This is a genomic window from Bradyrhizobium sp. SZCCHNR1015 (genome assembly GCF_032489875.1).
Lineage (GTDB): Bacteria > Pseudomonadota > Alphaproteobacteria > Rhizobiales > Xanthobacteraceae > Bradyrhizobium.
In genome coordinates, this window is the sequence record NZ_JAUEYW010000003.1 from 320,271 (window position 1) to 334,383 (window position 14,113).

Annotated in this window: 10 protein-coding genes; 7 read left to right on the plus strand and 3 right to left on the minus strand. The window is 61.5% G+C overall.

The genetic code is table 11. The annotated features are described in order from the left end of the window. Nucleotides 1-71: 71 nt before the first annotated feature. The 3 genes from QX128_RS07965 to QX128_RS07975 form a co-directional block, all read right to left on the minus strand. A complete protein-coding gene (locus tag QX128_RS07965) occupies nt 72-749 on the minus strand; it encodes a hypothetical protein (protein ID WP_316237148.1) in 678 nt (225 codons plus the stop codon). A gap of 239 nt (nt 750-988) precedes the next feature. After that, complete coding sequence (locus QX128_RS07970) at nt 989-3,100, minus strand: S8 family serine peptidase (RefSeq protein ID WP_316237149.1); 2,112 nt, start codon at nt 3,098-3,100, stop codon at nt 989-991. Then, nucleotides 3,097-4,227: a phosphatase PAP2 family protein gene (locus QX128_RS07975; RefSeq protein WP_316237150.1), complete on the minus strand. Its 1,131-nt coding sequence runs from the start codon at nt 4,225-4,227 to the stop codon at nt 3,097-3,099. Before QX128_RS07975 ends, QX128_RS07970 begins: the two co-directional genes overlap by 4 nt. A 228-nt stretch (nt 4,228-4,455) precedes the next feature. Here QX128_RS07975 and QX128_RS07980 point away from each other — a divergent pair, with 228 nt between their 5' ends. From QX128_RS07980 to QX128_RS08010, 7 genes are all read left to right on the plus strand, one after another. Continuing rightward, a complete protein-coding gene (locus QX128_RS07980) occupies nt 4,456-6,123 on the plus strand; it encodes a hypothetical protein (protein WP_316218012.1) in 1,668 nt (555 codons plus the stop codon). A 610-nt stretch (nt 6,124-6,733) separates the two neighbouring features. Beyond that, entirely contained in the window at nt 6,734-7,177 is a 444-nt protein-coding gene (locus QX128_RS07985; protein WP_316237151.1) for a hypothetical protein, read from the plus strand. 299 nt (nt 7,178-7,476) lie between these two features. Further along, on the plus strand, nt 7,477-8,976 hold the full coding sequence (locus QX128_RS07990; protein ID WP_315804565.1) for a bacterial transcriptional activator domain-containing protein: 1,500 nt from the start codon (nt 7,477-7,479) through the stop codon (nt 8,974-8,976). Between the two features lie 196 nt (nt 8,977-9,172). Beyond that, on the plus strand, nt 9,173-10,429 hold the full coding sequence (locus QX128_RS07995; protein WP_316237152.1) for a cytochrome P450: 1,257 nt from the start codon (nt 9,173-9,175) through the stop codon (nt 10,427-10,429). Between the two features lie 82 nt (nt 10,430-10,511). Then, nucleotides 10,512-11,591 carry a PEP/pyruvate-binding domain-containing protein gene (locus tag QX128_RS08000; protein ID WP_316237153.1) on the plus strand — a complete coding sequence of 360 codons (1,080 nt, stop codon included), beginning with the start codon at nt 10,512-10,514 and terminating at the stop codon, nt 11,589-11,591. A 42-nt stretch (nt 11,592-11,633) separates the two neighbouring features. Further along, a complete protein-coding gene (locus tag QX128_RS08005) occupies nt 11,634-13,442 on the plus strand; it encodes a PEP-utilizing enzyme (RefSeq protein ID WP_316218015.1) in 1,809 nt (602 codons plus the stop codon). Between the two features lie 54 nt (nt 13,443-13,496). Beyond that, nucleotides 13,497-14,099 carry an HD domain-containing protein gene (locus QX128_RS08010; protein WP_316181170.1) on the plus strand — a complete coding sequence of 201 codons (603 nt, stop codon included), beginning with the start codon at nt 13,497-13,499 and terminating at the stop codon, nt 14,097-14,099. The last annotated feature ends 14 nt before the right edge of the window (nt 14,100-14,113 follow it).

The window sequence follows — 14,113 nt, forward strand, 5'->3', positions numbered from 1 at the left end:
GGGCGACAGGATTTGAGGACTCTCCAGAGTTTGGCGGCCGCCTTCCGCTGGCCGCCAAACTGATTGTCAGGCTATTCGCTTTGACACTTGCAGGGCTTCGCTACTGCGGCGGTGACGAGATGCACCGGGACACAATAATCCCAGCACTTTGACAACCCCCACTTTCCAATACAGAGCTTGGCGCATAGCTGGTTAGGCGCACGGAAACACACCTGAACGTTTGCCCAACCTACGTCGTAAACCGTGTGGCATCCTTCGAGCGGAACGCAGACAGGAATCCGCTGATCAAAATCTACATGCGCTCCAAAAATTTCGATTCTCGCCCAAGCGTGAATGTCTACACAGGCCTTGCCGTCCTGAATCCGCGGGTTCTCCAACGTCAACCCGCCATCAATTCCCTTGGTCGCTACATCGTCCAGAACTTCGATGAAGCTTCCTGTCGACATTGAAACGGCGACGGTCTTGTCAACTGGTAGTACCGACCACTTCAGTTCCTTGGGCCGAGCGCAGGAATCGGAGGTCGGAATCCCCTCCCCCGGCAACAGCATCACGACCGGCTTTGGAAGCCGCACACAGAACTCGCCGATAGCGTAGGCCCTAATTTGAGCCAACCGCGTCAGCCCGGGCGAAACGAGCCGGGAAAAGTCGCCGAGCGACGTATCCTTGATAGGAACGCCGTAGACGGCAAGCATGCTCTGCTGTTGAACAGCCTCAGCCAAATTAATCGGATAATCGTCTTTCTCGGCCATGCCAATTCTCCTACTGCGTTTCATCGCTGCAATGTTTGCAAGCGCGCGCGAAGGATGCATTGACGACGTGAATTGAGCGCAATTTCAGCGCAAATCGCTCGTGAAAAACATCAGCGCTCTGCGAATTTTCGCGATTCCAACTAACTGTTAGATGCAGACCATTGATCTGTCCCGCCTGATGCGTGGATACGACTGCGCTGATTGCCTTGCCTGCAATTCGGCAAGAGCGGGCGAACAGTCTAGAGCCCCGTCACCGCCGGATATCGACGCCTCGGAATGTGTCGATCGGAGCTGGGCCGGAAGATGTATTTTCCGAGCCGCGGATCGGGTGGATCGATGGGAATCGTGACCGGATTAGTCACCGCCGAATTGATGCCAACCGGCACATCCGGACTGTCGGCAGCCGGATGAGCCATCGCCCGCAGTTCGTCTGCCACCTTCCGCACGATCTGAGGCGCGGCGACGCTGGTGCCGTTGAGCTTGACAGCCGAGCCACTGAACGTGCCCGCGGCGAGGACGCCCCAGAGCGCATTGCCTTCGTCAGCGAACGCCGAGCAGTCCGGCCCCGGCCGAACCAAAGCGGGGCCGCTCGACGTATAGTCGGAAGGGGGATGCCCCTCAGACGCCTCGGCGGCGCCGACGACGATGACATGGTCGCTCTCAATCATCGAGCCGGTTGCGATCGACGATAGGGTGTCCGCATACCTAATTGGACAACCGTCCCTCTGCAGCCGATAGTCGCCGGTCCGCGGATCTCGGTCATAAGCACCGGCGTGATCGAGGTAAGATTGGCGGCCGCGCCGCGGGTAGCCGAACGGCGTATCGTCGCGCTGAACGTAGACATGTGCCGTGATCGCCGTCCCGGTCAAATTCCGAAGAGACAGCTTCCAGCGACCGGAAGGTGCGATCTCGCGGCAGTCGTCGTTGCGCACGGTCGGATTGACAGCGAGCAGGATCCGCTCGCGTACGGATTTTCCGCGCTGAATGCGGTCGAAATAAATCCCAGCGATCGGACCGCCACCGATCGTCGCCTGGTGAATGTAACCCTCGCTAGGCCGAATGGGTGGGCTCGTCCTCGCGTCCTGTGCGGTCAGCCAGATCTCCACCGGTGCCTGTCCCGGCTTGCCTTCGGCGCCGGTATCGAGCCAAATCTCGACGTAGTTCGTTGCTGCACTATCGGGGTGGATGACCCAATCCAGGGTTTCGACCTCCTTTTTGAGCTCCAGTTTTGCGGCGGCGCGAGTGCGATAGCTGTTGCCCGCCGGCATGACCAAGCGGGTCAGATTGGGGTTTTGATGGCGCTTGTTGCGGTGGCGGACCATGCCGGCGAGCGCTTTTTCGAGATACTGAGTGCCATCCTTAGGACCCGCCAAAAGGCCATAGCTGAAGTTCATGACCAGCGGAATTGGCTTCCCGGCTTCGCTCAATGCATCGGCCCACGTCATGATCATCCTGACCGCCTGCAGCACATAGCTTCCCATCGTCAGCCCCGACGTGTCGATCGTCGCCACCGACGGCAATTGGACAGCGAGGATCGACACTCCTTCGCTGCCCCGACCTCCGCCTGCAGCCAGATCGAGCAAATGCGTCCCATGGCTGACGCGTGCGGCCAGTGGATTGTAGGCGCGGGTCTTGCCGAAATCGGTCGCACCAACCTTCCGGTAAATGCGGTCTTCGCTTTTGGATTCCTGCAACAACTGCTTGATCTCGTCATGCATAAGGCGGCGGCCGAATACGACGGCGTTGTCTGCCGGACTCCGCTTCTCCGTCTCCTGTAGCCACATGGCCGCGATCTTCGAGACCATACGGCGATCTCGAAATCTTTCGTGCGCAAAGGCAATCCCGTCGTCGATGATGCCGATAGCAACCTTGGTAGCCGCCAGGAAGGAAGGTTCGAAGCTGGTCGGATCGGGCTGGGGGTTGAAGTCGTTGAACTGCAAACCGACGATCGGCGGCCCCACGAAAAGAGAGCGATAAAATCCGGGATCGCGGAATCTGCCGCCACGATAGATGAACGTTTCCTTGCGATAGATGAAGAACTGCATGTCGACTTCATCGATCTTTGGCGGCTTTGGCCCTTCCAGGGCCTTGATCCACCAACTCAGGAGAGTCCGCTCGTCATCGCTCATTCGAATGGTGAATTTCTTGGCCGGGACGTCGTGGTCAGGCACGTACCCCTCATCGACGGCGCGTTGTAGCTCGTAAAGGCTCGCAAGAGCGCTGCGCAACGGCCTGATCTGGATTTGCACAGAGCACCAGGGATCCGGGTTGGGCTTGCGCCGGGTCCGGAATTCCCAGTCCAGATAGGGATCGGGACGGTCGCAAGCGGTCTTTTTCCAATGAAGCTTCATCGCGATTTGCCTACCACTCCGATCATCAACTGACACTCCGCGACCGCCTGGTCCCAGAGATGGTTCAGATCACAGGATTTCGGCACTTCGGCGCGCGTATTTCCAGATATTTTGCGTCCGCTGTCGGACTTGGCCTTTCGCTCCTGGGGGTCGTCGACGAATTCAGAGATCCAATCTTCGTAGCAGAAGTCGCCGTCGAATCCTCGCCCATCGAAAGCATGCGTCTTCAGAAAACGGCCGCCGCAGAAACGCGCAATATAGAACTCCGCCAAGGCGAGACCGAGCTTCATGCCGGCTACACTGTCGACTGGGAAGTGAACACCGGCAACCGTCCGGTTTATGGCGATGCGTTCGGCAATCCGCATCAGTTGCTCGAAAGTCGGATCGTCGCTATCGAATTTGATGCGTGCGCTTCTGGCTTGCGACAGCAACGCATAGAACACGAAAGCGGCGGCAAAGGATTCCGTCGCGTGCCCGCTTGGCAGTGAGCCGTGACCGGGCGTTGGAATCATCGGCTGGATCTGGGGCGAGTACTCGACCGGTCGCCGGCAGGTCAGCGCATGCTTGACCCGCATCTCGATTAGGCCGGTCACGTTCAGGACCAGCGTCAGCAGCTCGAACGTCCGCCGAGTTCGATCCGGGTGCAGGAAGCCCACCGAGCCGAGGAACGACAGGATGTCCGTCATCTCCGTCATGATCTCGCCGCTGCGCTCCATCCGAAGTGCCGCATAGTTATGCACAAAGATCAGTTGTTTGGCGAAATCGGATGGACTTGGCCTGATCATGTGAATCAACGCACATGTACCGTCTTCGCCGCGCCCCCGATATTCGACGCAAACGGACTCGCTTGTTTCGTTGCAATCTCCGACATCGTAGTAGATTCCGGACAGCAGTTCGGCGGTCAGGGTTCGCAATCGCACCGGCGTCGACCAGCGGTCCAGCGCGTACGGTTTGGCTTCGTAGTTTGCCGGAGGGGTACCAACATCCCGCCATATCCCCACCACGCCCTCGCGACCCGAGATGAGCGCCCGTGCTGCCGTGAACGACCGGGAGCGCGCGCTTTCGCCACTTTCACCGCTCTCGCCGCTCTCGCCACTTTCACCGCTCTCGCCGCTTATCCGCGCCATTTGCGCCTCCCCGGAAAAACCCGACGAACAACCTCAGGTACGTCACGATGCTCAGTTCGAAGCCCTGAACGGTCAAGTCGTCCGCAGTCGGAATTAACGCAATTTCACGCATATTTCACGTTGACAGGTGTTTGCCGCAGGATTTCACTCCATGGTTGAGAAACGTCTTCCGCTACCTTTGAGGGTAGCGGGCTACGAAAGACAGGGCAGGACCCTCAAGAGCGATCCATGCGAAGTTCGACAGCCAAGGTGCATCTTCGGTTATTTGGTCCGCCCAAGATCATCAATTCGAACGGTGAAGATTGCACGCCGCGGGGACGGAAGGCATGCGCACTGCTGGCAATGCTGGCGCTATCGCCTGAAAACAAGAGATCGCGCGTCTGGATCCAGGATAAGCTGTGGGGCAGTCGAGGCAAGGAGCAGGGCGCGGCAAGCCTTCGCCAAAGCCTGTCAGAAATTCGAAAGGCATTTGGAAACGATCACGGAGTGCTTTTTGCGGACAGCTATGTGCTGGCGCTCGATCCGACCTTATTTGATACGGATTTCGATCTTGCCACAAAAGCGGACGACTCCGGCGAACTCCTGGAAGGCATCGATATTGGCGAAGATGGTTTCGAGGACTGGCTTCGATCGCAACGTCAGAACTTCAGCGATCGCCGCACTACGCGCCAAGCAAGGACCGATCGCCCTGCGGACATTGCCCTCGAAGAACCGGTGCGCGGACGTTCGATTCCACGGAATCGGATCGTGCTGGTTCGCAACTCCAAGTCTGGAGAGTCCGACGCATCGTTGCTCGCGGACAGCCTGATCGACTCGGTCGCAAAAACCATACAGGAACTCGGCGTCGCCGAGGTCATCGATTGTAGGGATACGATGGACCCGGCTTGCGACGACAAGGACGCAGCGCCGCGCAAGACGCTTTCGCTACATTCGGACGTGTTCGGAGGCCACACGAGGCAAATCGTCCGCCTCGCATTGTCGCAGCGACCGGAACATACCCTGAAGTGGTCGTCCACGCTGCAGCTACCCGGCATTCAGGCGCTGGACTTGAACGATGCGGATGTCATGCGGTGCGTCAATCTCGTCGTCAACGTCGCCATCGATCAGTTCATCACGGTCCATTCGGGCGGGCCGGATGCCGAGGTAGCCTCCGATCTCTGCTATTCGGGGATTCTGCATCTTTTCAGGCTCGGCAAGATCAACTTTGCGACGGCCGATAAGCTCTTCGCGGCCGCATTCGATATTGAATCACGCGGGATCTATCTGGCTTGGCGGGCGTATCTGCGAACCTTTCTACTTGCGGAACGACAATTCAGTTGCCGTCAGACACTGCAAGCCGAGGCCCTCGACTTCATGTACCGCGCCCTCGAACTCGAACCTCACAATTCTTATGTTGCGGGCCTGAGCGCGCACGTTCAGACCATGATGCGGCGGTCCTACGTCGCCGCATACGAACTAGCCGAACGCAGCATCCAATTGAACCACGCCAATCCGATCGGCTGGGCGTGTCTGGGAATCGCCAAGAGCTATCTCGGCAAGCCCGACGAGGGCTTCCAACATACGCTGCTTGCGCGCACCATCGCCGGAACTGCACCATTCAGATACCAGATGGATGCGTTGAGCTGTATCGCGGGGACGATGGCGGGCGAACTCGATAAGGCCGTCCATCTGGCGGAGGCCAGTCATGCGCTGGCGCCGACCTTCGCACCACCCTTGCGTTACCTTTCAGCGCTCTATGCGCACGAAGGCAAGCACGATCTCTCTTCCGAGATGGTGAGGAGATTGCAGGCCAGCGAACCGGACTTCTCATACGACAAGCTGCGCGACAAGGCCTATCCTGCGGCCGGCCTGCATCGGTCATCGATCATCGATTCGTTGCCGGCGAGACAACTTTGATGACGTTGAAGTCCGCCGGTATGCTGACCACGCAGCTCATTGATCCTCATTGCACAACGTTGATGAAGATGAACCGCCGTGGACGGCTCCATCAAGAGAGCCGAATGGCCTATGGAATCATAAATCATGTGAGTAAGGCTGTGAGTACCGACTTCGGGTGCTTCCAGGAAGCCTTGGTTACAGCATTCTTCGCGGTGCTTCGATTCCGGCCAGGGCACCATTTGGACCGTTCGCCCGCATCCGCCGTCGGCCGTTTACCCCTCAACATCAAAGACAAGCCGCATTTGCCCATCGCTGGCGTCCGCCCCCTCTGCCGGTATTCTTGATGGAAGTTCGCGGAGGTCATGGTATCGCGAGTCGTGGGTGGAATCGAACTGGCCGAGTCCGCCCCGTATCTCCAGCACCTGAAGCCGGCAGACAAGGATTACAAACGCTGAGATGAAGGCGGGTTTTTCATGCTCGCCACCGCGACTTTGGCGCTTCGCCTATCGTCGCCGGATTGGCGACAATACGCTCAATGCTGCGCTCTGCAGACTCGGCTGCGATAACACTGAGCGCACCACTCACGGTCTTCGTTCGCCCCCTCGGTCCCATCGAATGAAGGTGGCAGATGGAACGTGGGTGGCTGCGCGAACTGAACCACGCCAACCCGATCGCCTGGGCCTGCCAGGGAATCGCAAAGAGCTATCTCGGCAAACCAGAGGACGGCTTTCAGCACACATTGCTTGCCCGTACGATCGCTGGTGCGGCGCCTTTCCGTTTTCAGCTCGATGCCTTGAGCTGCATTGCGGGGACTATGGCGGGAGAACTCGACAAGGCCGTCCATCTTGCAGAAGCCAGCCATGCTCTTGCTCCGACCTTTGCTCCACCCTTGCGATATTTGTCAGCTCTCTATGCCCATAATGGGCACCGTGAGCTTTCTTTCGAGATGGTTCGCAAGCTGCAGACAACGGAGCCAGACTTCTCATATGACAAGCTGAGGGATAAAGCCTATCCCGCGGCTGGCCTCCATCGAACATCAATCATCAACTCGCTGCCAGCCCGACAGTTCTAGCGGCGTCCCCCTTCATCCGAGAGGTCATGGAGCGGCAATCCACGAGCGCCTGCCGGTCTAGAGGAGCCTCGCGTTGAGACAATCAGCTCCGCTGGCTTGCTCGATCCGCATCCCCCTCCCTCGAACCCGAACATGCATCGTCGCTGAAGGCCATTCATTTCGCTGCCGCATTTCACGGCCTTTGGATCTCGCCAGCTTGCTGGAATGCTCGCGAAACAGGGCCTTGCAACCTTCCGGCGGCCGCTCTTAGACTACCTCCAGTCTGCTGACGGCAATGGGGTTGTCGCGGGTGAGGACCCATGACCAAGAATAGTTCTGTCAACCTCGCCCTATTCGCGACGCAGCAAAAGCTTCTTTTTGCGGACTTCTTCAAGCTTTACCAGACTGTCGCACAGCCGTGCCGGATCTTCGTGATCGCGGCGGACGTCAACGCGGTCGCGCGGGTCGAGAAGCTCGCAAAGCGCATCAACAAGAGCGGATTCGTCGAGGGCAAGAGCTTTGTCGAGATGGCGTTGCTGCGGGTGCCGATCTCGTTTCGAGATGTCGCAGGCCGAATCGAGAGGTGGGTGGCGCCGACCCGCAGACACGGCCCCGCCCTGCTCGTCGTCGACATGAGCTGGGGCCTCGAGACCAACTCGGCGACGGCCAATTTCGAGGGTTGGCCCGCACTTGCTGAAACGCTCACCCAGCAGTCCGAGGTCTCGATCGCCTCGCTCTATAACCGCCGGGTGCTGATCGACGAGCAGTTGCTCGTCGCGCTGCGCGGCCATCCGCAGATCCTCACCAGCGCCGGACTGGTGGACAATCCGCATTGGCTGCCGTCGCGGCTGCAGACGCGCGGCGCGTTGCGCGAGCAGGTCGATTTCTGGCTCGGCGCGATCGCGCCGGAGTTGCGGATCGGGACATCGGCGGCCGCGCTGCACGCAGCCGAAGGCGCCGACCCCATGTGGCTGTTGCGGCGATCGGCAGAAGAGCCCAGTACAGTTCATCTCGACAGCCGCGACCGCTGGAAGATCCGCTGCTTCGGACGGTTGCGGATCTATCGCAACGACGGCAGCCAGGTGAACTGGGACCCGCCCGGCGGAGCGACCCGCAAGACCAAGACCCTGTTCGCCTATCTGCTGCAGAAGGGCGGCCATGGCGCAGCCACCGACGAGCTTGCGGATCTGCTCTGGCCCAACGCCGAGGACATTGAGGCCGCGCGTAACCGCCTCTATCACACCGTGCGCTATCTGCGGCTGGCGCTCGGCCAGCCCAACGGACGCGACGAGACGCGCAACTATGTCCGACGCGAGGGATCGCGCTACGTGCTGGTGCCCCCGGAGCGCAGCTGGCTCGACATCTCAACCTTCGAACAGCTCTGCCGTCAGTCCCAGGGTCACATCAAGGCGGGCGCCAGCGACGAGGCGCTGATCTGTCTGCAGGCGGCGGACCGTCTGTACACCGGAGACCTGTTCGAGGACATTCCGGTCGAGTACGCCGACGATGGCGAGCGCGACTGGTGCTGGAGCAAGCGCTATTGGCTGCGCGACATGTTCTTCAAGGTGCAACGCGACGCGGCACGGATCTATCTCGAACGCAACGACCACTCGGCCGCGCTCGCGCATTGCCAGAAGGCGCTGGCGATCGATCCCTTGTGCGAGATGGCGCATGCCGAGGCAATGCAGGTGTTCAAGGCGCAAGGACGACGCGAAGCGATCGACCGCCAGTTCAAGCTGTACCTCGACTCGCTCAAGCATTTCGACAACCGGCCGAAGAGCGCCTCGCTTCAGGAGCTGCACCGCAAGCTCACGGCGTAAGGCCGCTCGTTCGCGACCGGCTCGGCAACGCGACCTTTGCCGGCCAGGCCATGCGCCATGGGGCTGCCGCCGCCCGCATAATTGACGATTTGTCTCAAATTGTCATAGAGTTAAGGGCTAAAGAAAACCCAAAGGCCGCCGCTTAGAGTGAGCCCATGACAACGTCGCCACCAAGGGCGGCGAATGGGAGGACGACATGCCAGGTTCGGCAGCTCAGCTGGCGCGGTGTCCCTACAGCGACGCCGCCAAAGACTTCGATCCCTTCGAGATGCGCGATCCGTTCCCGTTCTATGAATGGGCCCGCGCCGAGGCGCCTGTCTTCTTCTCCGACGAGCTGAAATATTTCGTGGTGGCGCGCCACGCCGACATCAAGGCTGTGTTCGACGACTGGCGCACATTCTCCTCGGAGAACGCCCAGGCCCCGCTTCGCCCGATGTGCGAGGAAGGCAAGCGCATCATGCGCGAGGGCGGCTTCACCGCCTATTCCGGCCTGTCGGCGCGGGTACCGCCCGATCACACCCGCATCCGCAAGCTGGTCCAGGGCTGCTTCGGGCCGCGCCGGTTCAGGGCGATCGAGCCGGAGATCAAGGCGGTCGTCAACCAGGCGATCGATGCCTTCGCCGATCGCGGACATGCCGACTTCTTCCGCGAGTTCGCCTATGATGTGCCGGCGCTGGTGCTGTTCAAGCTGGTCGGCATTCCCAATATGGACGTGCCGCGCGTGAAGTCCTGGGCGGTGAGCCGCGCGCTGCTGACGTGGGGCGACCTCAGCGACGACGAGCAGATCGTGCATGCGCGCAACATGGTCGAATACTGGACCTACTGCCGCGCGCTGGTGCGTCAGCGCCACGACGATCCGACCGACGATCTGCCGGGCGATCTGGTCCGACTGCAGAAGGACGGCGCCGAGATCAGCGACGAGGAGATCGCCGGCGTTCTCTACAGCGTACTGTTCGCCGGCCACGAGACCACGACGACCCTGATGGCCAACGGCATGCGCGAGCTGCTGCAGCGGCGCGACAACTGGGAAGCCATCATCGCCGAGCCGCAGCTCATTCCGAAGGCGGTCGAGGAATGCTTGCGCTTCAGCCCGTCCATCGTGGCTTGGCGCCGGCGCGCCCTGAATGACACCCAGATCGGCGGCGTGCCGGTGCCGAAGGATTCCAATATCCTCCTGCTCATCGGCTCCGCCAATCGCGACGAGGCGGTGTTCTCCGCGCCGACCCGTTTCGACGTCCGGCGCACCGACGCGAGAAGCCATCTGGCCTTCGGCTACGGTATTCACACCTGCGTCGGCCGGCAGCTGGCCCGCATCGAGTTCGCCATCGCGCTCGGCGAGCTCACCCGCAGGCTTCCTGGTCTCCGGCTCGCTGCCGACCAGACCATCGACTTCGTTCACAACATCTCGTTCCGCGTGCCGACGGCGCTTCGGATCGAATGGGACGTGACCTGACGCGACGATCGTCACTTGGCCGCGTTTCACAAGCAACAACAAGTCCGGAGCCGATCCGGGCCATAAGGTGGGGAACAGACGTATGGGCGCCAACGCAGCCGCATCCTTCATCGTGCCGTTCGAAGCCGCACGCGAGGACGACTTCCCGCGCATCGGCGGCAAATGCGCGAGCCTGGCGCGCATGATCGCACAGGGCGTGCGCGTTCCCGCGGGATTTGCGGTCGCGACCGACGCCTACGCCCTTCATCTTCGAAGCAACGGACTCGAGGCGACGATCAGCGAGCGCCTGTCGCGGATCGTGCTCGACGATGTCGATGACGAAGAGAAGTTGTCGCACGAGATCCGCGACGCAATCATGGCGCAGCCGATGCCGGGCGCGGTCGAGCAGGCGATCCGCGAGGCGTATCGCCGGATGTCGCCCGACGGTCAGTTTCCGGTGGCGGTTCGCTCGTCGGCGACCGCCGAGGACCTGCCCGACGCCAGCTTCGCCGGCCAGCAGGATACCTATCTCTGGGTGGTCGGCGAGGACGCCGTGGTCGAGAAGGTCAAGGCGTGCTGGGCCAGTCTCTTCAACGCGCGCGCGATCTCCTACCGTGCCGAGAACGGGCTCGGCCAGATCGACGTGCTGATGTCGGTCGGCGTCCAGAAGATGGTCAACGCCGCCGCCGCGGGCGTGGCGATGACGCTGGATCCGATCAACGGCGACCGTACCAAGATCGTGATCGATTCCGCCTTCGGGCTCGGCGAGCCCGTGGTCTCCGGCGAAATCACGCCCGACAATTTCGTCGTCGAGAAGGTGCTTCTGCAGGTCATCAAGCAGCGCATCGCCGAAAAGGATTTCGAGCTCGTCGCCGATCGCGCCGAGCGCCGGACCGTCGAGCGCGTGATCGCGCCGGAACGTCGCACCCTGCCTTCCCTGTCCAATACCCAGGTGCTCGCCGTCGCCAGGCTCGCCAAGTCGCTCGAGCGCAGCATGGGCTGTCCGCAGGACGTCGAATGGGCGATCGATGCCGATCTCCCTGAGGACGAGAACCTCGTCGCGCTGCAGAGCCGGCCGGAGACCGTCTGGAGCCAGAGGAAGAAGCAGTCGACCGCGATCTACGAGACCGGGATTGCGGGTGTACTTGGAACGCTGCTGGCCCCGGTCCAGGCCAAGCGGTGAGCATCACGACAACAAACAACAGATAACCGAGGGGAAACGACAATGACGGCGCATGCGAAATTCCCAAGTCCCTATGACCTGAAGACGCCGGTCGGCGCCGAGGGCTGGGAGAAGCTCTACCCCTATTATCTCCAGTTCCAGAACAGCCTGCGCGACAAGGAGGACGGCAAGTTCTGGTTCTGCGACTCGCAGCACTGGCCGAGCCCGTTCAAGCCGTTCGACGCCGTCACGGTCGAATTCGCGGTCAAGTGCCTCGGCCAGTACAACACGCGGCACTATCTGATCCCGCCGGCGAACGGCGTCGAATACCGCATCCACAATGGCTATTGCTACATGAGCCCGGTGGCGGTGGCGCCCGAGCTGATCGCAGGCCGCGTGCCGCATTTCATGGAGCGCGCCGGCTACTACTTCCAGAACTGGGATCGCCTGCTGGCGAACTGGGACAAGAAGGTCCGAGCCAACATCGCCGATCTCGAGGCGCTCAACTTCGAGCCGCTGCCCGAAGCCGTGCCGCTGGAGTGGATCACGGCGGGAGTCGGCCTCGACAACACCTACGCGCTGATGGAGACCTATGACCGGGCGATCCAGCTTCTCTACAAGACCTGGCAGTATCATTTCGAGTTCCTGAATCTCGGCTACGCGGCCTATCTCGACTTCTTCAGCTTCATGAAGGGGCAATTCCCCACCATTCCCGACCAGGCGATCGCCAAGATGGTGCAAGGCGTGGAAGTCGACCTGTTTCGTCCGGACGACGAGTTGAAGAAGCTCGCCAAGCTCGCCGTGACGCTCGGTGTCGCCGATGCCCTGAAGAGCGGATCGGTCGACGAGGCGCTGGCCGCGGTCGGCCGTGCGCCGAACGGCGGCGAATGGCTGAAGGCCTGGAGCGAGGCGCAGGATCCCTGGTTCAACTTCACCTCCGGCAACGGCTTCTACTCAACCGACAAGTACTGGATCGAGCATCTCGACATCCCGCTCGGCTATGTCAGGGATTACGTCGTCCGCGTGCAGCGGGGCGAGGAGATCGACCGGCCGACGGAGGCCATCGCCAAGGAGCGCGACCGCATCACGTCCGAATATGCCGAGATGCTGGACGCCGATGCACGCGCCGCCTTCGAGGGCAAGCTGGGCCTGGCCCGGACCGTGTTTCCCTATGTCGAGAACCACAATTTCTACATCGAGCATTGGTCGATGAGCGTATTCTGGCGCAAGATGCGCGAGCTCGGCGCCATCTTCCGCGATGCCGGCTTCTGGAAGGACGCCGACGACCTGTTCTATCTGAATCGTCAGGAGGTCCGCGACGCGCTGTTCGACTACGGCAATGGCTGGGCCGTCGGCGCACCGGCGATCGGTCCGACCTATTGGCCGCCGGAGATCGAGCGGCGGAAGAAGATCCTGGCTGCGCTCGCGACGACACCGCCGCAGCCCGCGCTCAACAATCCGCCCGACGTCATCACCGAGCCGTTCACGATCATGCTGTGGGGCATCACCACGGAGAGCATCGGCCGATGGCTCGATGGCGCTGCCAACACCACCAAGCTGTCCGGCATGGCCGCCTCCCCCGGCCTCGTCGAGGGCCGCGCCCGCGTGGTGCGCTCCGCTGACGAGCTCGGCCAGATCCAGCAGGGCGAGATCCTGGTCGCGCCGGTCACCGCGCCGAGCTGGGCGCCGATCTTCGGCAAGATCAACGCGATCGTCACCGACATCGGCGGCATGATGTCCCACGCCGCGATCGTGTGCCGCGAATACGGCCTGCCCGCCGTCACCGGCACGGGACGCGCCAGCTCCTCGATCAAGAACGGACAGATGCTGCGCGTCAACGGCTCGACCGGCGAAGTGACCATCCTGTCCTGACCCAATCGAGAGAGGCCGGCAGCGCCGGCCTCTCTCCGCATATGGAACATTGCAATGCTCGATAGGTCCGATGTCGGCAACCGCTATGACGAGGTCTGGCGCATCAGCGAGCCGTACATGCGCGCGCGCAAGAACGACGTCCACATTCCCCTGTCCTATGCCTACGCGCGCAAGCTGCTCGTGCACTATCCGGACGCGGACGAGGACATCGTTTCGCTCGCAATCATCCTGCACGACATCGGCTGGTACGCGATCGACATGAAGGACATCATCGAGAAGGGCTTCGGCCCCAACATGATGCAGTCCGATGTGCGCTTTCTCCACGAAAGCGAAGGCGTCCGCATGTCGCGCGAAGTCCTCGAACAGGCCGATTGGCCGGAGGACATCATCGTCGCGGTCGGCGAGATCATCGACGGCCACGACACCCGCCCCTACCCGCGCTCGCTGAACGACCGGATCGTGCGCGACGCCGACAAGCTGTGGCGCTACACGACCACCGGCGTCGCGGTGGCCTGCGACTGGTTCAAGATGACGCCACGTCAATATGCGTCGCGCCTGACGACCCAGCTCGGCGTGCTCGAGACCGAAGCCGGACGGCTGATGGCCGAGGCGGCGTTGGGCGAGACCCGGGCCGCGCTGATGCTCGACCTGATCTGAGCGAGGGGCGCGGA